19 protein-coding genes are annotated in these 20630 nt (G+C 68.7%); 7 read left to right on the top strand and 12 right to left on the bottom strand.

Translation table 11 applies throughout. From position 1 onward, the window contains the following. Positions 1-6: 6 nt before the first annotated feature. From ROP_RS13855 to ROP_RS13830, 6 genes are all read right to left on the bottom strand, one after another. Positions 7-1299, bottom strand: a complete 1293-nt coding sequence (locus ROP_RS13855; protein ID WP_012689995.1) for a CHAT domain-containing protein — start codon at positions 1297-1299, stop codon at positions 7-9. 85 nt (positions 1300-1384) lie between these two features. After that, positions 1385-2977, bottom strand: a complete 1593-nt coding sequence (gene ahpF, locus ROP_RS13850; RefSeq protein ID WP_012689994.1) for an alkyl hydroperoxide reductase subunit F — start codon at positions 2975-2977, stop codon at positions 1385-1387. 172 nt (positions 2978-3149) lie between these two features. Continuing rightward, positions 3150-3713, bottom strand: coding sequence for an alkyl hydroperoxide reductase subunit C (gene ahpC, locus ROP_RS13845; protein WP_012689993.1), 564 nt, complete (start codon positions 3711-3713; stop codon positions 3150-3152). A gap of 242 nt (positions 3714-3955) precedes the next feature. Then, positions 3956-5470 carry a tetratricopeptide repeat protein gene (locus ROP_RS13840; protein WP_012689992.1) on the bottom strand — a complete coding sequence of 505 codons (1515 nt, stop codon included), beginning with the start codon at positions 5468-5470 and terminating at the stop codon, positions 3956-3958. A 1-nt stretch (position 5471) separates the two neighbouring features. Then, positions 5472-6503 (bottom strand): hypothetical protein, encoded by a 1032-nt coding sequence (locus ROP_RS13835; protein WP_012689991.1) that lies wholly within the window; start codon positions 6501-6503, stop codon positions 5472-5474. Next, positions 6500-7825 (bottom strand): hypothetical protein, encoded by a 1326-nt coding sequence (locus ROP_RS13830; RefSeq protein ID WP_043824732.1) that lies wholly within the window; start codon positions 7823-7825, stop codon positions 6500-6502. The genes ROP_RS13835 and ROP_RS13830 overlap by 4 nt, the downstream gene beginning before the upstream one ends. Before the next feature lie 208 nt (positions 7826-8033). On the opposite strand from ROP_RS13830, the gene ROP_RS13825 reads away from it, so the two are divergent. Beyond that, a complete protein-coding gene (locus ROP_RS13825) occupies positions 8034-8573 on the top strand; it encodes a lipoprotein LpqH (protein ID WP_012689989.1) in 540 nt (179 codons plus the stop codon). A gap of 75 nt (positions 8574-8648) precedes the next feature. Then, positions 8649-9452: a hypothetical protein gene (locus ROP_RS13820; RefSeq protein WP_012689988.1), complete on the top strand. Its 804-nt coding sequence runs from the start codon at positions 8649-8651 to the stop codon at positions 9450-9452. Here the strand turns inward: ROP_RS13820 and ROP_RS13815 are convergent, their stop codons facing one another. Next, the gene (locus ROP_RS13815) at positions 9453-9887 is read right to left on the bottom strand and encodes a MarR family winged helix-turn-helix transcriptional regulator (RefSeq protein WP_012689987.1); all 435 of its coding nucleotides are present in this window, start codon (positions 9885-9887) and stop codon (positions 9453-9455) included. 99 nt (positions 9888-9986) lie between these two features. Here ROP_RS13815 and ROP_RS13810 point away from each other — a divergent pair, with 99 nt between their 5' ends. From ROP_RS13810 to ROP_RS13790, 4 genes are all read left to right on the top strand, one after another. Beyond that, complete coding sequence (locus ROP_RS13810) at positions 9987-12128, top strand: MMPL family transporter (protein ID WP_012689986.1); 2142 nt, start codon at positions 9987-9989, stop codon at positions 12126-12128. Between the two features lie 345 nt (positions 12129-12473). After that, positions 12474-12725, top strand: coding sequence for a type II toxin-antitoxin system Phd/YefM family antitoxin (locus tag ROP_RS13800; RefSeq protein ID WP_012689984.1), 252 nt, complete (start codon positions 12474-12476; stop codon positions 12723-12725). Beyond that, complete coding sequence (locus ROP_RS13795) at positions 12722-12976, top strand: Txe/YoeB family addiction module toxin (RefSeq protein ID WP_012689983.1); 255 nt, start codon at positions 12722-12724, stop codon at positions 12974-12976. The genes ROP_RS13800 and ROP_RS13795 overlap by 4 nt, the downstream gene beginning before the upstream one ends. A gap of 216 nt (positions 12977-13192) precedes the next feature. After that, complete coding sequence (locus ROP_RS13790) at positions 13193-13699, top strand: mycothiol transferase (protein WP_012689982.1); 507 nt, start codon at positions 13193-13195, stop codon at positions 13697-13699. A 7-nt stretch (positions 13700-13706) separates the two neighbouring features. Here the strand turns inward: ROP_RS13790 and ROP_RS13785 are convergent, their stop codons facing one another. Then, positions 13707-14915, bottom strand: a complete 1209-nt coding sequence (locus tag ROP_RS13785; RefSeq protein ID WP_043824729.1) for an oxygenase MpaB family protein — start codon at positions 14913-14915, stop codon at positions 13707-13709. Positions 14916-15024: 109 nt separating this feature from the next. On the opposite strand from ROP_RS13785, the gene ROP_RS13780 reads away from it, so the two are divergent. Next, complete coding sequence (locus ROP_RS13780) at positions 15025-15651, top strand: TetR/AcrR family transcriptional regulator (protein WP_012689980.1); 627 nt, start codon at positions 15025-15027, stop codon at positions 15649-15651. Between the two features lie 97 nt (positions 15652-15748). On the opposite strand, the gene ROP_RS13775 is transcribed toward ROP_RS13780, so the two are convergent. The 4 genes from ROP_RS13775 to ROP_RS13760 all read right to left on the bottom strand — a co-directional run bounded on the left by ROP_RS13775 (position 15749) and on the right by ROP_RS13760 (position 20523). Beyond that, entirely contained in the window at positions 15749-18064 is a 2316-nt protein-coding gene (locus ROP_RS13775; protein ID WP_012689979.1) for a serine/threonine-protein kinase, read from the bottom strand. Positions 18065-18212: 148 nt separating this feature from the next. Continuing rightward, positions 18213-18794, bottom strand: coding sequence for a zeta toxin family protein (locus tag ROP_RS13770; protein WP_012689978.1), 582 nt, complete (start codon positions 18792-18794; stop codon positions 18213-18215). Beyond that, positions 18791-19168, bottom strand: coding sequence for a TA system antitoxin ParD family protein (locus tag ROP_RS13765; RefSeq protein ID WP_012689977.1), 378 nt, complete (start codon positions 19166-19168; stop codon positions 18791-18793). Before ROP_RS13765 ends, ROP_RS13770 begins: the two co-directional genes overlap by 4 nt. A 74-nt stretch (positions 19169-19242) precedes the next feature. Continuing rightward, positions 19243-20523, bottom strand: a complete 1281-nt coding sequence (locus ROP_RS13760; RefSeq protein ID WP_012689976.1) for a glycosyltransferase 87 family protein — start codon at positions 20521-20523, stop codon at positions 19243-19245. Positions 20524-20630 lie beyond the last annotated feature (107 nt).

Here is a 20630-nt window from a genome sequence, read left to right as displayed (position 1 = left end):
CCCGGATCAGTGCGCCGCGACGGTCGCGAACGCCGCCCACAGCACCGGGGAATGCTCGATCCTCCGTTCGTCCCGCCAGGCGGCGACCCGGTCGCGTTGCCACACGCAGAGCGCGCCGACCGCGTCTGGCAGATCGTGCGCCGCGTCGATCGAGCAGATGGCGTCCTGCAGCGGGCGCGCGTGTGGTGCGGCGCCGGCGATGCGCTGGAACGCGAGGTCCGTGGGAAGTGCCCAGCGGCTCGCGGTGACGAGTTCCGCTCCGCCGGCGATCATCGCCGAGACCAGTCCGAGGGCCTCGCTGAACCGCAGGTCGCCGCCGCTCTCGCAGGCGATGAGCGCAACCCTGCTCGGGATCGGCCACAGGTCGGCGCCGCGGACCGGTTCCTCGGTGAGGGTGTGTGTGCCCAGGAGGAGGTCCTTCGCCGACAGCGGCCGGTGCGCGCGCGTCGGCTCCGCGAACCCGACGGCGTCGGCGGAGCAGGCGAGGTGCAGTTCGGCGTGCTCGCTCTGACCGGTTTCGGGTGCCGCCGCCGTGACGTGCCCGACGTACACCAGCCGGCCCGCGCCCTCCCTCAGCGCCGCGCCGAGCCATTCACGGTCGGCGTCTTCGCGGCGGAAACAGTCCAGCGGCCCGTCAACCGCGGGGAGGAGCCGTCCCTCGGCTGCGTACGTCGCGACCCGCCGCGACAGCGGACTGTCCTCGGCCATCCGTCCCAGGACGGAACCGAGAACCGAATCGGCGCGGAAGCCCGGAACGCGGGGGTCGAGGACCGCGACGACGGGGAGCCGGTGGCCGTCCGTCCAGGTTCGGATCGGGCGACCGGGGGAGTGCACGATGCTGAGCGGGGCCAGCAGGCTGACGTCCGCGATGTCGACGAGACGCAGCCCGGCGTCGGGGGCGATCAGCTCCCAGGGCACCTGCGCGACCCGGGGTGACGGCTGGATCCGGAGGTGTGGGCGCACACCCCGGGTGAACAGTTCGTGCAACTGCCGGGCGAGGCCGAAGGGGAGAAATGTTCGCGAGAGGAGTTGAGCCAGGTCGTGTTCGGACTCGTAGGCGGCGAATGCGCCCGTGGCCAGCGACTGGTGCAGTCCCTGCGGGTCCGTGAGGTCGGGCAACGCCCGGGCCAGCGCGGCGACGGCCTCATCCACCTGCGCGGCGGGTGCGACGCCGACCCCGCCGGGGTGGGAGTCGTGGGTCCACCGCCACGACGTGTACAGGTCGCCGGCGTCGGCCATCCGCACGATCGCGGTGGGCTGCTCGTCCGAGGTCGGCGGGTGGGGCAGGTGAGTCGGCACCGCCCCAGCATTCCCTACCCCCCCGGGCGGTGGCGTGCGTGCCACGCGCCCGGGGGGGTAGGGAGGTCAGCCGAGGACGACCGAACTATCCGACCGTTGCGGCCGCGGACTCCTCCGCAGGCACACCGGTCCGGATGAGCCGATCGAATGCGCTCAGCGCCGCCGTCGCGCCGGCTCCGGCGGCGATCACGATCTGCTTGTACGGAACGGTGGTGCAGTCGCCGGCGGCGAACACCCCGGGGACCGACGTCTGGCCGCGGTCGTCGATCGCGATCTCGCCGCGATCGGACAGCTCGACGCTCCCCGCCAGCCACTCGGTGTTGGGCAGCAGTCCGATCTGGACGAAGACACCCTCCACGTCGAGCGTGTGCGCGGTGTCGGTCGTGCGGTCCTGGTACGCCAGGCCGGTGACCTTGCCGCCGTCTCCGACGACCTCCGTCGTGAGCGTGCTCAGGAGGATGTCCGCGTTGGGGAGGCTGCGGAGTTTGCGCTGCAGCACCTCGTCGGCGCGGAGCACCGAGTCGAACTCGATGAGCGTGACGTGCTCGACCAGTCCGGCGAGGTCGATCGCGGCCTCCACTCCGGAGTTGCCCCCACCGATCACGGCGACGCGCTTGCCCTTGAACAGCGGTCCGTCGCAGTGCGGGCAGTAGGTGACACCCTTGTTCCGGTACGCGTCCTCGCCGGGCACGTTCATCGAGCGCCACCGTGCACCCGTCGACAGGATCACCGTGCGCGCGAGAAGGGAAGCACCGCTTTCCAGTTCGATCTCGACGAGACCGTTCTCGGTGGCGGCGGGCACGAGCTTCGCGGCCTTCTGCGTGTTCATGATGTCGACGCCGTACTGGCGGACGTGATTTTCGAGTGCAGACCCGAACTGGGGGCCCTCCGTGTAGGGAACGGAGATGAAGTTCTCGATCGCCATGGTGTCGAGCACCTGGCCGCCGAAGCGTTCGGCGGCGATGCCGGTGCGAATTCCCTTGCGCGCGGCGTACACCGCGGCGGCGGCACCGGACGGGCCACCTCCGACCACGAGGACGTCGAACGGATCCTTCTGCGCGATCGCGGTGGCCGCGCGGTCGGCTGCGCCGACGTCGAGCTTGCCGATGATCTCCTCGAGGCTCATCCGGCCGGAGCCGAAGAGTTCGCCGTTGACGAAGACCGTCGGCACGGCCATGATCTGGCGGCCGTCGACCTCGTCCTGGAAGAGGGCGCCGTCGATCGCCACGTGGCTGATGCGCGGATTGAGCACGGCCATGAGGTTCAGGGCCTGCACCACGTCGGGGCAGTTCTGGCAGGACAGCGAGAAGTAGGTCTCGAAGTGGAAGTCGCCGTCGAGGTTGCGGACCTGCTCGAGCAGTTCGGGGGACTCCTTCGACGGGTAGCCGCCGACCTGGAGTAAAGCGAGTGCGAGCGACGTGAATTCGTGGCCGAGCGGGATTCCGGCGAAGCGGACCTCGATGTCGGTGCCACTGCGGCGGACGGCGAAGGACGGGCGCCGCGCGTCGTCGTCACGGCGTTCGTAGGTGACCTTGTCCGACATCGCCGCGATCTCGGTGAGCAGTTCGGCGAGTTCGGTGGACTTGGGACCGTCGTCGAGCGAGGAGACGAGCTCGATCGGCAGGGTCAGCCGTTCGAGGAGGGACTTGAGTTGGCCGGCGAGCGAGGCTTCGAGCATGCGGATCTACTCCATCGATCGGGAGGAAAGGGATCGGAAACCGGAAACCAGCTCTGGGCGGTCCGGAAAGTGTTGGTGCGACACCGATTGCCCCCCACGGGAGCGGAGCACCGGGAACCGCGCGCACGGGCTCAGAGGATCTGAGCCCGTGCCTACGGTCGACTGGGCTACGTCAGATCTTGCCGACGAGGTCGAGCGACGGAGCGAGGGTCTCTTCGCCCTCTTCCCACTTGGCCGGGCAGACCTCGCCCGGGTGCGAGCGGACGTACTGGGCGGCCTTGACCTTGCGGACCAGCTCGGCGGCGTTGCGGCCGATGCCTTCCGCGGTGACCTCGGTGAACTGGATGACACCGTCGGGGTCGACGAGGAAGGTGCCGCGATCGGCCAGACCCTCGTTCTCGCGGAGGATCTCGAAGTTCTTGCTGATCTCCTGGGTCGGGTCGCCGATCATGGCGTACTTGATCTTGCCGATGGTGTCGGAGGAACCGTGCCACGCCTTGTGCGTGAAGTGAGTGTCGGTGGACACCGAGAAGACCTCGACGCCGAGACGCTGCAGTTCTTCGTAGTGGTCGGCGAGGTCGCCGAGTTCCGTCGGGCAGACGAAGGTGAAGTCGGCCGGGTAGAAGAAGAAGATCGCCCACTTGCCCGCGACGTCGTCAGCGGACACGGTCGTGAACGCGCCGTCCTTGAAAGCGGACGCCGCGAAGGGCTTGATCTGCGTGTTGATCAGGGCCATTGGAACCTCTATTCGTAAGACTGGAAGCCGACAGCGACGAGATTATCCAGCAGATTGGAATAGGTCCAATCTATGAGACCTATTCCATAGATTGGATGGGGCTATCAATGACGGTCGAATCGGACGCCGTGCAGGTCAGCGCGGACATTCACCCACGAGGCCCGAAGTGGTCGCCGGACGTGCGGTGTGACCACCGTGACACCTTCGGCCCTGAATCTCCGCGCAGGGAACGGAAAGCGGCGTCACCGGGCCGGCACCACGCGGCTGTCGCGGACGGCGCGCCCGTACCGTTCCTCGGCTGCCGCGATCGAGGAGCCCAGCACGATCCGGCCGTCCGGCGTCACGGTGAGCCGCGGGGGAAGGGGCACCGGCAGGCCGGCGCCGGCCGCGACTCCGGCGAGTGCGGCACCGAGCAGGAAGGAGCCGTCGGTGTCGGTCGCGCCGGCCGGCGGAGGGTCGGGCAACTGCAGGGGCAGCCGTGGCGCGGTGTCGTGTCCGGCGCGGCCGAGGTCCACCGTCGTCCCCGCGCACTGTGTTTCGACGAGATCGGCCACCAGCCGGGCATCGCCGGAGGCGTAGGCGAGACGGAACGCCAATTGCATCGCGGGATCGGCGATCTCGCGGTTCCACTGTTCGCGCTGTCGGCCGTTTGGGAGGGTGTACCGCACGGCGTCGATGGCGATCGCCGCGGGTACGGCGAGTGCGGTGGCCCGTGCCCGCGCCGCATCGTCCGGTGTGCCGGAGGCGATCAGCGTGGACTCGAGGAGGGTGGCGTGCCAGAAGTCGACCTGCGCGCAGTGCAGGCCGAGCCCCAGCTCGTGGTACGTGGCGAACGCGGCGGCGAGAAGTCTTTCGCCCTCGCTCGATCGGCCCTCGGCGAAGGCGACGGTGGCGAGGCGCGTCTCGACGTCCGCGACGTCGAGCATCGCTCCGGAACTGCGGAAGTAGTCGAGGCCGAGCCGGTACAGCGTCGTCGCGCGTTCGGTGTCACCGCGGCCCTCGGCGAGAAACGCCAGCACCTTCGATCCTATTCCCGCCCGGTGGCCGATGCCGGCCCGTTCGAAATACGTCTGGCTCGACAGCAGCAGCGGTTCCGCCTCGTCGAGGCGCCCCGCGCGGACACGCATGATGCCCAGGTTCTGTTGTGTTTCGGCGACCGCATTGACATCGCCCGCCGTCTCGAAAGCGGCGAGCGCCTGCCCGGCGAAGTCGTCGGAGAGATCGAAGCGCCCGGTCTCGAAGTGGATGGCGGCGAGGTTCATCAGCGGATGGCCTGCCAGACCCGGGGCGAAACGCACTGCCGCATCGAGGGACTCCGTGGCCACGTCGGCCGCGTGCGCCCACTGCTGCCGGTGCATCGCGACCGCGGTCAGCGACGAGAGGCACGCGACCCGCAGGTCACCCTGGTCTTCGCCGCCGGCCGCGAGCAGTTCGCGCGCCTGCTCGAGCGCGTCCTGGGCGCCGTCGAGGTCACCGACGTGCTGCAGTGCCTGCGACAGGTTGACCAGCGCCGCCGGACGCATCCGGATCGCGTCGACAGGCATCACCTCTAGTGCCTCCCGGTACAGGTCGACGGCCCTCGAATGTTCGCCGAGTTCGTCGGACATGCTGGCCGCGTTGACGATCGCGCTCGTCCGGAGATCTCCGGTGGCCCCGGAGGCGACCCGCTCGAACGTCCTGAGCGCCTCGGCGACGTCTCCCCGCGAGTAGGCCGCGGCTCCCGCGGCGAGAAGGTCGCGGCCCGTCTGATCGTCCACGTCAGAAGTCCGAATCCGAGGCCGCCGCCTCTATCTCGGCGAGCAGTGGCGCGTCCGGTCCGTCGTCCGGAGCCGGCTCCGCCGCACGGCGCAACCGCAGGCGTGCCAGAGCCCGAACCCGCTCCCGAACGTCCGGACCTCCCACGTCCGCGGAACCGTTCACTCCGAATCCGGGCAGGTACACGTCCACGGATACGCCCGCCTCTGATCCGCTCGGTGCGGCCGCCTCGCCCGACCAGACGTCTCCCGACAGTTGCAGCGCGACGTCGACGGCGCCCGCTGTGGTTCCGACCGTCGCCTGCGGTCGCAGGTGGTCCGGAAGGGGTGCAGAGAGACCTGGTGCCGCAACGACACTCACCCGAACGGTGGTGGTCCCGGACGTGCGCACCACTTCCCACGACACCGCGCGCTCGGACGCGTCGACGAGTCCGGGTGGGTACCGGCGCCAATCGGAACCCGTGATGCCCCGCGCCAGGACGAGGGTGCCCGGCAGCGTCGCGGTCGCGGCGCCCGCGGCGAGTGCGTAGTCCTCGGCCCGCCCGGGACGGTCGGCGAGCGTGGGTCCGGTCGGTGCGAGCGCGTCGTCCCCATCGACGAGCAGATCGCACTCCTCGACGAGTGTCGCGATCTCGCGGTCCAACAGTCCCGCGTCGAGTGCCGGGATGCCGTCGACCGTCGAGGCCGGCCACCACCGCGCCGCCCAGTGCGCGAACGCAAGCCGGCGAGCGGCGGTAACCACCCGTGGTCGTGCCGGTTCGGCCGTGACCTCGCGCCCCGAACCGGCTGCCACGGCGAGCGCCACCTCCTCGCCGAACACCGCCCACAGCCAGGTCTGTGCCGAGTCGACGTCGTCGATCACCGCGACCGGGACGGTGTCTTCGGCGAACACACTCCACGACAGGTGCCCGCCGAGCACCTCCAGCACGGTCGCGTCGATGTCCGCTGCGTCGTCCAGGACGCTCGGTGTGTTCTCGGGGGCGATGGTCCACACCCCGTCGGGGGTGCGGACCATCCGCACGGTGCCGGTGGTCAACTCGCCCTCGACTCGGGAGCATCCGCCGCGTCAGTGAGCGGAATTACGCTGAGCGCCTGCTTGACCCGCATGCGGTGGTCGAGGATAACCGACCGCGCCACCCCGTCCAGGAGATCCCAGAGTTCACCCGGTTCGTGGACGGAGAGCTCGCGGACGTCGCGGCCGTGGAGGCGGACCCACAGCCGCCGGAGATAGGGCCGCCAGGGTTCGCGGAGTTCGGCGGCGATGGCCGCCAGCGGATTCGTGTCGGGCAGCGTCGCCGCGTCGGGGCTCACGGTCAGGCGGCGCGCCTGCAGGACGTACGCCTCGCGTTGCCAGCGACCGTTGATCGCCCGAACGGCGGTCGTGTCCGTGGCTGCCGGAGCGGGCGGCGCCCCGATCGGGTGGAGACGGGTCGCGAGTGCGGCACCCGTCGTCGCCGCGACCCGCAGGGACTCGTCGAGAAGCGCCCAGGGCGAGCAACTTCGGGCAATCTCGGTGGTGACCAGTTCGGGGATCGGCGGCAGCTCCGCCCGGTCGGTCGACGCGCGGAGCACCGTGAAGACGCGTTCGTGGACGGACCGGTCGAACGGGAGCCCGAGCGCCGAGGTGGACGCCGACGTCCCCAGACGCGGAGGTCCGGGCACGGGATGCGCCGTCAGGCCGAGGCCGCGGGCCGAGACCTCGGTCGTCCAGAGCGCAATGCCGTGGTGGGTGCCCGCGTGCCCGGCGATCAGGGCGTCGAGCGGCTGCCGTCCGTCGTCACCGTCCTGCTCGAGTCGCGCTCCGGGACAGGCCTCGAGGACCGCGGCCACAGCGTCGGCGTGGTCGCCGGTCGCGGCGCCCGACAGCGGTCGCCGTCCCCACGCGAGGTCGATGAGAGCGGTCAGTTCCCGCGCCCGCGCCGGGTCGGTGACGTGGGACTTCAAGGCCTGCGTGGTGCGGCCCGCGGCGAAGTCGTGCACGTCGCGCAGCGTGTCCTCGGCGGCGGACTCGTCGCGGAGCGGGTCGGGCAGGCCGGAGCTGGTGGCGAGTTCGAAGCACCGTTGGAAGTAGAGGTCCTGCGGGTTGCCGTCCGTGATGCGCAGCGCCCGGCGGACCCGCTTGAGCAGCGTGAACCAGGCCGCGGTGGCGCGCAGAATGTCGGCGGAGGCGTGCACCCGGGCGGCGAGCAGTTGCGCCCCGTCAGCGGTGACGATCGGACCGGCGCACAGCGGGTTCTGCACCGGGCGGATGACCAGCGGATCGAGGATGAGTTTCACCGTGCGGCTCAGGGGCCCGCCGTCCGGGCCACTGAGCGGTTCGACGCCGTCCAGCTCGCGCCACACCTCGTCGAGGACCATCGCGCGCGGTCGCCGAGCAGCCTCTGAGCCCCTCGGTCCCGTCCGCATTCGAGCAGGCTACCGCAGGGATGCCGCGTCGACGCAGCGAGAAATCTGGGATCGGTAGGGCGCGAGAAGTTCCTACCTTTCTCACATCGGCTCCGGACCGCGGGCCGAAGGAATCGACGACGGGCGCCGAGCGCCCCTCACGAAACGTGAAGGACGGATCATGAACAAGGTCATTCGGACTCGGAAGCGCATCTTCACCACCGGCATCGTCGCGGCGGCCGCCGTCGCGCTGCTCGCCTCGGGCTGCAGTGATACCAGCGACAGCAGTTCGGGCGGAAGCTCCGAGCAGTCCGCGGCCACGGCGGCTCCGGCAGGGGCGTCGGCGGCCGCGGTCGACGGCAAGGCGCTGGACGCGAACTTCGACGCGACCTGCGCGAAGCAGGGCGACACCCTGGCGCTCGCGCTGGCGGACACCGGCAACGCGACGTACGGCGACCTGGCGGTCTCCGCGACGATCACCGGAACCGACACCGTGCAGGCGGTCGGGATCGCCGGTAGCAAGGGCGGGTCGAACGGTCTCCCGTACGCCCTCGGCTTCGGGCAGGGCATGCCCGGCGGCTCCGCGAAGGTCGTCAAGGACGGCGACACCTACACGGTCACCGGCGAAGGCGTCGGGGCGCCCGACATGAGCAACCCGACCGCGCCGAGTTCAGCGAAGTTCGACATCACGTTCGCATGCTCGACCATCGTGGGCGGCTGAGCCCATCACCCGGGACGCGCGCGGACGCGGACGTCCGCGCGCGTCCCCCCAGTTCAGGAACGGAAAGGACACCTCGTGAAGAAGATCGTGCGTACCGCCGCCCTGGCGTTTCTCGTCGGCTCGGTCGGCTACTACCTCTGGTACGGACTCGGCGATCGGGGCCGGACGAACTACGGAATCGACGCGCTGTCGTGGGTCGGCCCGCAGATGATCTGGCCGATCGTCGCGGTCAGCGTCGTCGTGGTGTGTTTCGTCGTCACCGGCGACAGCGTGCTGGCCGCGTTCACGGGGCGCAACAGTGCCGCGTTCCGCAACGGAGCCGTCGGGATCGGAACGGTGCGGTCGGTGCACCAGACCGGAATGACACTCAACGACCAACCGGAAGTGCGGATCGACCTCGCCGTGGAGGGTGACGACGGCAAGATGTTCGAGTCGCACGCCGAAATGATCGTGCCGCTCACCGAGTTGGCGCTCCTGCGCCCCGGTGTCGTGCTCCCCGTCCGCTACCTTCCCGGCCGCACCGACAAGGTCGAGATCGACCGCTCGGGCGACGCGACGACAGCGCAGGAGGCGTTGAACCGATCCATGATTCGGCAGGGAGTCACCACGCCGGGCAAGCTCGACATCGCGGCCCGCGGCGTCCCCGCGCAGGCGGTGGTGCAGTCGCTCAGCGTGCCGGGGGAGATCCGCAACGGGAATTCGAAGGTGGAACTCGGGCTGGCGGTCACCCGGCCCGACGGCACGACGTTCACCACCCGCGTCGAGAAGTTTCTGCCGCCGCGCAGCGTCGGTCACGTCCAGGTCGGCCGGGTGGTGACGGTCCACTATCTGCCGGGGAACGAGCGGGAGGTCGTCATCGCGCTGCCCGCGAACGTGTGATCAGGTCCGGGGCGGAAGACCCAGTGACCGGACGAGGAGGAGGAGTTGCTCGCGCAGCGGCCCCACGTCGCCGACCGCGGCGGTGAGGGCCGCGTCCTCCTTCTCGAGGGTCAGCAGGTTCTGGTAGATCGCGCGACCCGACTCGGTGATCGCGACCCGCTTGCGGCGCTCGTCGCTCGGATCGGTCTCCCGGGTGACGTACCCGGCGCGTTCGAGGCGGTCGATGGTGCGGCTGATGGTCTGGTCCGTCACCCGCGACGCCTTCGCGATGTCCCGTTGCGAGGCGGGGTGTTCGGCGATCGTGTGCAGTGAGATGAGTCCCGCATGGGTCATGTTCTGCGACCGCAGAATGTCCTCCCACGAGTGCTCTACCAGCCGCGCAGCCGTGGACAGCAGCCGTCCGGTGGGCCACTGGTCCATGCCGTCGCTCGTCATGTCTTCGCCTCCATTTGCAATTTGCTCAGCTTGCTGAACAAAATAGGAACGTCGCAATCCGGACATCCAGTCGTCGAACCGTCCAGCATTGGAGAGCACGTGACCACAACTGCCCACCCACGCCCGGTTCGTCGACTGCGGTGGATTCTGCCAGCCGTGCTGGTCATCGTCTGGCTGGCCGTCGGCGGGTTCGGCGGTCCGTTCGCCGGCAAGCTCTCGACGGTCCAGCAGAACGACAGCACGTCGTTCCTGCCCGCGTCGGCCGAGGCCACCGAGGTGTCCCAGCTGCAGAAGGGCTTCTCCGACACGCAGTTCGTGCCGGCGATCGTCGTCGCCGAACGGACGTCGGGGATCACCGCCGCCGACACCGAATTCCTCGCCGGCACCGCGGCCTCGTTCGCCGGGGCGGAAGGATTCGGCGACGAGGTGTCACCGCCGATCCCGTCCGCCGACGGGCAGGCGTTGCAGATGTTCGTGCCCGTCGACAGCACCGGGGAGGTCGGCGACAGCGTCACGGAACTCCGCGACGCGCTCGGTGCCGCGCCGGACGGCCTCACCGTCCTCGTCACCGGACCCGCCGGTCAGGTGGCGGACCTGTCCGCCGCGTTCGCCGGCATCGACGGCCTGCTGCTCCTGGTGGCGGGTGTCGTGGTGATCCTCATCCTCATCGTCGTCTACCGCAGTCCGATCCTTCCGTTCGCCGTGATCACGTCCGCGGTCTTCGCGCTCGGACTGTCGAGCCTGCTCGTGTACGTGCTGGCCGATGCCGGCGTGATCGCGCTGAACGGCCAGAGTCAGGGGATCCTGTTCATCCTGGTGTTCGGCGCCGCCACCGACTACGCCCTGCTGCTCGTGTCCCGCTACCGCGAGGAACTGCGGATCGAGCAGGACAAGTACCGTGCCATGCGGACCGCCTGGCGGGCGACGCTCGAGCCGGTCGCCGCCTCCGCGGGCACCGTCATCGCCGGTGTGCTCTGCCTCCTGCTGTCCGATCTCAACTCCAATCGCGGTCTCGGACCGGTCGCGGCCATCGGCATCGCGGCGTCGTTCGTCGCGTCCATGACGTACCTCCCCGCGGTGCTCGTCCTCCTCGGCCGGGCGGCGTACTGGCCGAGCAGGCCCGCCTTCGACGCACGGCACGCCGAGAAGGACGAGGCCGCCGACCACAAGTTCTGGGCCGCGCTCGCCGCGCGGATCGGCGCACATCCGCGCCGATTCTGGGTGGCGTCCAGCCTCGTGCTGCTGCTCTTCGCGCTCCTTCTCCCTCAGTTCAAGGCCAGCGGTGTCGCGGAGTCCGAGACGTTCCTTCTCGACGTCGATTCCGTTGCGGGCCAGCAGATCCTCGGCGACCACTTCGACGCCGGATCCGGTTCACCGGCCGTGATCATCGCGAACGAGGGCGCCCTCGACGCGGTACTCGACGCCGGCCGGGTCGGCGGCGTCGGCGACCTCACCGTGCTGACCGCGCCCGGCAGCCAGGACCCACTGGTGGTGGACGGCCGGGTGGCGATCGAAGCCACCCTGACCGACCCGGCCGACTCCCTCGCGGCCGAGGACACCATCGTCCGACTGCGCGACGCCGTCCATCCGATCGACGGCGCCGACGCACTGGTCGGCGGCACCACCGCCACGGACCTCGATACCAAGACGACCTCGACGCGGGACCGCACCCTGATCATCCCCGTCTTGATTCTCGTGGTGTTCGCGATCCTGTGCCTGCTGCTGCGGTCGCTGCTCGCTCCGCTGCTGCTGATGGGTACGGTGGTGCTGTCCTTCGCTGCGACGCTGGGCATCTCGTCCCTGGTCTTCGAGCACATCTTCGGATTCCCGGGCGCCGACCCCGTCGTCCCGCTGTTCGCGTTCGTATTCCTCGTCGCCCTCGGAATCGACTACAACATCTTCCTCATGACCCGCGTCCGGGAAGAGGCCCGGCGCATCGGCACCCGCCGCGGAGCGCTGCGCGGACTGACCGTCACCGGGGGAGTGATCACGTCGGCGGGAGTGGTTCTGGCGGCGACGTTCTCGGCGCTGGCCGTCATCCCGCTGATCTTCCTCGCGCAGATCGCCTTCATCGTCGCGTTCGGTGTGCTCCTCGACGCACTCCTCGTGCGGTCACTCCTCGTACCCGCCCTCACCGTCGACATCGGCCAGAAGATCTGGTGGCCGAGCAAGCTCGCGTCGGCCCCGGAGCCGGACGAGACCGTCAGCCCCGAGCCGGAATTGGATTCCAGTCGTAGGTGATTGCTTCTTTCGCTGGTCTGAGGGCGTCGACTGGCAGCCCGGGTGGCCGGACGTTCCCCGCGGCATCCTCGACTGCATGCACGACGCCGCCTCCGCCGAGCACGATGGAGAGGGGCGTGCGCCCGGCCCATGCCGGCCGGTCCGTCCGCTCTTGCGCCCGGATGCATGCCACCTCGACGTCCTGCGTGAGTCCGATCGGCAGGAACGGGCGGATGGCGGTCCTCTCGACCTGCACGACGATCTGGCCGACGCTCGACTCCGGTCCTTATAGCGGACCGGGTTGGTTGCGAAACCAACCATCCCGTGCGTACAATTTTTTGTACGTAACCTGTGGGAGGTGCACTCATGCGAACCATGACCTATTCGGAATCGCGCGCGAGGTACGCCGAGGTCCTCAACGCCGTCGTCGATGATCGCGAAGAAATCGTGATCACGCGAGCGGGGCACGAACCGGTGGTGATGGTCTCCCTCGATGACTACGAGTCCCTGAAGGAAGCGGCCTATCTGCTCAGGAATCCGGAGAACGCACGTCGGCTGTTGGCATCGATCGATCGTCTGGAAGCCGGCGGGGGAACTGTCCGGGATCTAGCTGAATGAAACTTGTCTGGGACGAGTCCGCGTGGGAGGACTACGTCTGGTGGCAGGCGCAGGATCGCAAAATCGTCAAGCGGATCAACACGCTGGTCAAGGACATCGAACGCAACGGAAACGACGGAATCGGCAAACCTGAGCCCCTCAAACACGGCTTCCAGGGCTACTGGTCCCGACGCATCACTGACGAGCACCGGCTGGTGTACAAGATCGTCGACGACCAGATCCGCATTGCGGCCTGTCGTTACCACTATTGACACTGATCGAATTCACGACAGCGACGGACAATACGGGGCCGGCGCATCGGAGACACACTTGCCGAGGTCTACTCTCTCGCCGAGAGCGATGACGGCGACACCGATCGTGCCGCGCGAATCCTGGCTCGCCGCCGGATCGAGTCGGCTGACTCTGCTCTGTGCGAGCCCGGGTGGCGTCATAGTGGAACGTGAGGTGAACACGACGAAAGGAAGATCGTGGACCATAGTGCGCTGTTGACCGACGCTTTCGATCGCATTCAAGAGACCGTGCATTCCACGCTGGCCGATCTCCCTGCCGACGCCCTCACGTTTCGGGTGGACGCGAAGGCGAACACCATCGCCTGGCTGATCTGGCATCTGACGCGCGTGCAGGACGACCACGTCGCCGGTGTCGCGGGCACCGAGCAGGTGTGGACGTCCGGCGGGTGGGTGGAGCGTTTCGGCCTTCCGTTCCCGGTTGCCGCGATCGGGTATGGGCACTCCTCGGACGAGGTGGCCCGGGTGCAGTCCGGGGCCGGCCTCCTCCGGGAGTATCACGACGCCGTGCACGACCGCACCGTCGATTACGTCCAGTCGATCGGTGCGGACGACCTCGACCGCGTCGTCGACGAGAATTGGGATCCGCCGGTGACGCTCGGTGTCCGGTTGATCAGCGTGGTCTCCGACGACCTCCAGCACGCAGGACAGGCCGCGTTCGTTCGCGGCATCTACGAGCGCCACTGAGCCGCGGCTACTTCTCGTTCGCGGCGAGCCACGCCTCCACCCGACGCCGGGACCGCCGGCCGACGCGGTCCCGGACTGCCGGACTCAGCCGCGCCGCCCCGTGCATCGTCCCGTTCCCGGCCAGTGCCAGCGGCACGAACCAGGCGGGCACGATCGGCAACCCGAGTTCGCGCATGCCCTTCTTGCCCGAGAACAGCCGCTGAATGCTGAGCAGACGCTGGCGGTTGAGCCGCCGGCGCAGGGACTCCGCATACGGGTAGTGGAACGTGGCCCACGACTTCTGCAGCGAGTCGGCCAGCACCCGGGAGTTCTCGTCCGGGCCGGGTGCGAACATCCCGATCTGGCACATGTTGCGGCGGCCGGTGTTCTCGTCGTCGACCAGCCAGTGCTCGTCGATGCCCATCAGCCAGCCGATGTACCGCCACAGGTGCATGACGTCTCTGCCCTCGTCGGCCGAGACCCACACGCCGAGTGAGCGGAGTCCGACGAGGAACGTCGTCGAGAAGAGGGCGAGGGTGCCGGCCTGGTCCGACTGGTTGATCGGCATGCCCCAGTCGGAGACGTCCCAGTCCTCGTCCTGCAACAGGGTGAGATTGACGAAGGCGTGCATCAACCGGACGTGCACCGACAGTTGCCAGCCGCGGCGGTCGCGGTCCATGCCACCGGGCAGGACGCACTCGTACCACCACCGGACGGTCTCGGCGACTCGCTGACCGGCGCCGTCGCCGACGAGCCTGCCGGTGGCCACGAGTTGGCGGGACGTGGCCGCGCTGCGGTACCCGTTCATCAGCGAACCGGTCGCGAGGAGGTCGAGTCCCGTCATTCCGCTGCGCAGGCACACGGCGGCACCGCGTTCGAGCCGCCGGTCGTCGACCCACGACGGCCGGTGGTCGACGGCGTGGAAGAACGCGGTCAGTGGGGGTGCGGCGTCGGGCACGCTGCCGATGCCTGCGGACAGGGCCTGGGAGAACTGGGCCATCGTGACGGTCTCGTCGACGAGGATCGCCCGCGCCAGTGCGGCGCCGGTCTCGTCCTGGCTGACGACCGCTCTGGCGTGGAGTTCCCGTTCCGCCGCGGTGGGCGTCGGGTCGCCGTGCACGAACTTCGACAGCGTCCGCATCGAGCGGCGGCCCCACTCCGAGTCCAGGTCGAACCGCCGCGGCGGCGTGAAGTCGGAGAAGCCGGGCGCGAACTCGCGAGACTGCGTGTCTGTCATTGCCGATGCACTCGATTCGGTCGTCGAAAACTGCTGTGAGTTACAGTTCACTCCACCGAATTGGACGGGTACAAGTCGCATTGCGGAACGAATCGTGGAGGCTGAGCGAATGGCCACTGGCCAGCGGAAAAACCCTTCTCAGCAGCGTTCGCAGGAGACGGTCGCGCGCATCCTGTCGGCAACTGGTCAGGTTTTGCGGACCAAGGGATACACCGCCTGCAGCACGAACGCGATCGCGGAAGCCGCGGGCATTTCGAAGGGTTCGTTGTATCAGTACTTCGCGAACAAGGACGAGATCATCGAGGTGCTGATCGACCAGATCATGGAGGAGGCCACCGCCTCCCTCGGGGCCAATCTCGAGGAGGCCGTCGCGCAGGGGACGTTCCTGAAAGACGCCGCCCTGCAGGTCCAGCTTCTCGCGGTCCTCGACCGCTATCGCGACATCCTCGCGTCGTTGCTCAACGACGCCCCGCACCTGACGCTGTCGGCTCACCGTTCCGTCCGGATCGAAGAACGGTCCCGCGACCTCCTCCGTACGTATGTGACGGTGAACCCGTCCGCGATCGGACCGGGTGTGGACCTCGACGCGCTGCTGCTGGTGCTCACCGTCAGCTATCGCGAAGTGGGTCTCGAATACCTCCGCCGGGACCTCCGTGACCGGCGAAACGAGCTGGCCACCGTCCTCTACGACATGACGATGGGCGGCCTCGCCGGGGGCGCGGCAAATAGGGTGTAACGCGGAGGGGCTCTCGAGAGAAATACAGGTTGAGCCCATGGCGCTGTCGGACCCCGACCCGGCAGCGCCAGGGCCCTTTTTCTTTCTCACCCGATCGCTACCGGCGCCGCCTGGACGGCGAACCCGGCACCTCCAGCCACACCACCCGCTCGAGCGCGCGCAGGTCGCTCTCGATCCGCCGGAACAACTGGTACACGCCGATGAAGGCCAAGATGCCTCCCAAGCACAGCACGCGCACCGTCGCGTTGACGGCGTCGCCGGTGTTTCCGCCGACGAAGCTGAGCCCGGCGACGCCGATCAGCGGGACGGACGCCGCGACCGCGAGGTACCGGGGGAGGCTCCGGCCGAGGGCGCGAATGCGGTAGCCGTCGCTCTTGCGCAACTCTCCGTGCGACAACAGGATCGGGGACAGGCACCGCACGGCGTAGAAGGTGAGGATGAAGAACGGGTAGGCGAGGGCGACCGCCCCGCACACGGCGAGCGATGCGAGGAGTTGCGTGTACGCGCGGAACGGGATTCCGCCGGCGGTCAGCTGCAGCGCGACCGGGTAGGCGACGCCGGCGACCACCCACAGTCCGAAGCTGACCACGACCGCCCGGTCGCCGAGGCCGAGCGTCGCGGCCCGGGCCTTGCCCAGCACCACCGGACTGTACGAGCGGCCGTGACGGAGACCGCGCGGCACCGTGAACGCGAGGCGACACCAATACACGATCAGGACCGCGCCCAGCGGAAACGCGACACCACCGATCACCAGATGGACGAACTCGAGGTCCTGCTGCGCCTCGACCGGCAGCGTGGCGATGATCAGCACCTTGTTGTAGTAGTAGTTGTAACCGGCGGCCAGCAGGTTCGGGATGCCGACGGCGGCGATCACGATCGGCAGCGCCCACCGCCACATCGTGGACCGCAGGCTTCCCGGCGGAGGGTCGACGAGCTCGCGGGCGTGCGGATCGAGGCAGAGCGCGAACTGACGGGTCAGCTTCCGGCCGCTCGACCATCGGTCGTTCCGGTCCGGGGCCAGCGACTTCACGAGGACGCGTCGCAGCGCGGCCGGACAGTCTTCGGGCAACGGCGACCGCCCCGGGTCCACTCCCCGGCAACGCGATTCGAGTAGTGCCCTCGGCGACGGCGGCGACCCGGTTCCGTCGTCGTCGGGGAACGGCCGCGCCCCGGTCAGGAGTTCCCACAGCATGACTCCCAGCGCGAAGATGTCGCTGCGGGTGTCGAGGTCGGAGGCGGTCCGCGGGGAGCCCGGGTCGACCGCTTCCAGTTGCTCGGGCGACATGTAGGCGACGGAGCCGCCGATGAATCCGCCGGCGCCGGGCGTCTCGACGCTGTCGCTCGAACTGACGTTGAAATCGGCCAGCTTGGGGATGCCTTCGAGGCCCAGGAGCACGTTCGCCGGCTTGATGTCGCGGTGCAGGACACCGTGGTCGCGCGCGTACTCGAGTGCGTCGGCCAGCCGGAGCCCGATCCACGCGACCGTCTCCGGCCACGACAGGGCGGCGATGTCGTCCCGCACACTCGAGTACTCGGGCCGGATCTCGCCTCTCGCCTCGAGGATGCGGTCGATCGAATCGAGGAGCAGCTTCCCCGACCGCTGCTCGGGTGGGGTCTTGCGGACCAGCCGCACCACGTCGAGGAGGGTGCCGCCGGGCACGTATTCCATGAACAGCACCCGCAGCTGGCGGTCCTCCAGCAGGCGCTGGTCGAAGACGCGGACGATGTAGGGATGGTCGAGCTGGGCCAGCATCTGCGGCTCGTTGCCGATGTTGCGGGAGATCTTGAGCGCCACCCACCGCTGCATCGACCGCTGCCGGGCGAGGAATACCCGGGCGAACGCGCCGCGGCCCAGCTCCACCATGAGATCGAAATCGTCGAGACGCTTCCCGACGTCGAGGTCGTCCCGCGGTCCGAGTTCGGCGGCGGCGGTGCGGCGGTCCAGGGTGCGCCGGTCGTGTTCGAGGAGACTCTCGAACTGGGCCGCCTGCTGCGGGTATTCGGCGAGGTACTCGTCGGGTTCGACCTCGACGCCACTCAGGCGCCGAACCCGGTACTCGAGGTAGACGAGTTCCGGCGGCAACGGCGCGGCGAGCAGTTCCGGGAAGTCGAGGCAGTAGTCGGCGATGCGCTTCGGGCGGCCCGAGCGCAGCCACCGGTATTCGAGGTCCACCTTGATCAGCTCGATCAGCGCGGCACGCCTGATCGCGGCGGTGTCGGGCAGATACTCGGTGAGTGCGGCGGGCGAACCGGAGGATTCCCAATCCGCGACGAGGCGCTCGACGCCGCTCTCGACGACGAACACCGGTTCGGCGCCCGACGTCGTCGCCGACGGTGGCAGCTGAGTGTCCTGGCCCAGTTCGGTGGGCGGCCCAGAGGCGACCGTCGAATCACTCGGCGGGCGATCGTTCATGGCGGGTCGATTCCGGGCGGGCGGATTCCAGGTGTGAAGGGCATGCACTTGCCAGGGTATTCCTGACCGCGGGTCACGGGGTACGGAAAGGCCGCGCCGTCACGCGGTACGCGACGGGAGTCCGACGGTTCCGGTGCGGGTGGGTTCGTCACGACCGAGGAGGTTGCGTGGTCAACTCCGCCGGAGTCCATGCAGGCCAGGTGATTTTACCGGCTTCGTGTCCGTCGACGTACCGTGCGACGATCCGCGTCACGTCCGGAGCGGTGTTGTCGTACACGGTTGCGTGGTCGGAGCGGTCGATCGCTTCGGCCACCAGCGGCCACAGCCGCTTGAATCGTTCGCGGATCTTGTCCTCGGGCACCGAGTGCCCACCCTCGGCCACCCGTTCGACCACACGGGCTACCGACAACTCGACCGGGACGAGGATCACGTGGAGCACCACGACATACCCGGCACGTCGCGCCCGGTCGATCAGTTCGAGTTTCGATGGATGCGAGAAGACCGTCTCCGCGATGAACGACTCGCCACGCTCGATCAACGTGTCGCGGATGGTTGCCGCGATCCGCGCGGCCTCGTACGAGTGTTGTTCGGCGCTGCCCGGCCACCGGTCCGCGGCGATCAAATCGGCATTGACGAACGCACTTCCGGGTAGGAGCGGTGCAAGGCGTTGTTCGGCGAAGGTCGTCTTGCCGGCGCCGTTGGGCCCGACGATGAGATCGAGACGCCTCACAGAAGAATCTGCGTACCGTCAGGCAGGTACTTGACGACGCGGCCTTGCTCGTCGAGCGCGACCGTTGACAGCCCCCGACCTGCGCGTTCAGCAACGTGATTGCCGGTGGCCAACGATTCTTCGAGCGCCGCCGAGATCTCGGCGTTGAACACTACCCCTTCCTCGACGGACAGCTCGCTCAACGGCACTCGTCCGGTGAGAGCGGCCTCCACGCGGCGACGTGCCACGTGACGCTGATTCGACACTTCGCGGCCCACGCGGGCCCAGTGTTCGAGCTGCTGGCGAGCGGAGCGATTCTCCCGCTCACCTTCGGTCGACGCGGCATCGACGAGGTCCGACGAGAATCTGGTTACCTTGTCGGCAATTTTCTTCATAATTCCTCCTCGAGGCGCCGCACAACCACCGACGCCAAGTGTAGCAATTTGCTACAAGTCGCGGTATGTGCTGGTCACGCAGACTCGCGGTAGTCGAGCAGAGCGGCGTCGTCCGGTGCCGGCGGCTCGGTCGCGACCGATGTCAGAACCGGCCGAGTCTGCGTGCGCCGGGTGACCATCCGGATCGCCGCGGCGAGGACCGGGACGTACACGAGCACATAGATGTTCTGTAGAAGTACCGCGACCGGCCATGACGGTGGAAACAGGAACAGTCCGACGACGGCGAAGTCCGCGCTCCACCAGTATGGCCACGCCGCCGTCGACGCGAACAGCGCGGCCCACGCAAACCACCAGCGTCCGCTCCCCGAGACCGCGCGGTGCACGATGTACACCAGCAGCGGCACCAGCCACACCCAGTGATGGCTCCACGAATAGGGCGACACCACGGCGGCGGTGAGGCCACCGAGCACCACCGACAGCAGTCGCTCGCCGCGTTCGTACAGGCGCACCGACACGACCACGCTGACGATCGCGACGCCTCCGGCAAGCAGCAGCCACAACCATGGAGGCGATTGACCGTCCGTGAGTCGCGCGAGCACTCCGCGCAGCGATTGGTTGGACGGATGCGCGTCGTCGGCGATGCGGGTCGAGTCGAAGAATGTGGCAGTCCAGTACCGGCGCGAGTCGCCCGGCACCAGCACCCACGCGAGGGCGACGGTGCCCGCGAAGACGGACGTTGCGACCGCCGCGGCTCGCCAGTGCCGCAGCGCGAGGAGCGGGATCACGAAGTAGGCGGGCGTCAGCTTGATCCCGGCGCCCAGTCCGATGCCCACCCCGCGCAGGATGCTGCGCTCGGGACGGGAGAAGTCCCACAGCACCCACAGCATCAGCGCGAGATTGATCTGACCGTAGAAGAGCGTTGTCCGCACCGGTTCGAGGAACGTGCACGCCGCCGTCATCAGGAACGTGACCAGCACCAGGTGCGGCGTGGTCCGGTAACCGAGGATGCGCCAGCACAGGAGGATGCATCCCGCCAGCACACCCAGGTTGGCGACCATCCAGATGTTGTCGACGTACGCGCCCGGTATCCGTTCGAGCGGCACGAACGCGATCGCCGAGAATGGGGTGTACGTGTACAGCAAACCCAGCACGACGGGACCGCTGTAGAGCGGCATGCCGTGCAGGACGCGCCAGCCGCCGTCGCGGTAGACGTGCAGGTCGGCGCCGCCGGCGAGCAATCCGATCTCCGGTGTCCGCGGGTCGACGGTGCCGAGCACCAGAACGACGGCCGCCGTCGCGCACACCGCCAGCGCCACCACGATCGCCGGACGGCGAGGGAACGTCGGTGTGTCCATCCCGCCCCCTCCGCGCCCGAAGTGTCTCGACGGATTCGACGCTAACGACGCGCTGGAGACGTCCATCGCACCGACTGGCGGGTCGTCCGGATTCGTTACCGATCCGT

This window comes from Rhodococcus opacus B4, from assembly GCF_000010805.1.
Lineage (GTDB): Bacteria > Actinomycetota > Actinomycetes > Mycobacteriales > Mycobacteriaceae > Rhodococcus_F > Rhodococcus_F opacus_C.
This window is presented reverse-complemented; position numbering and strand designations above follow the sequence as displayed.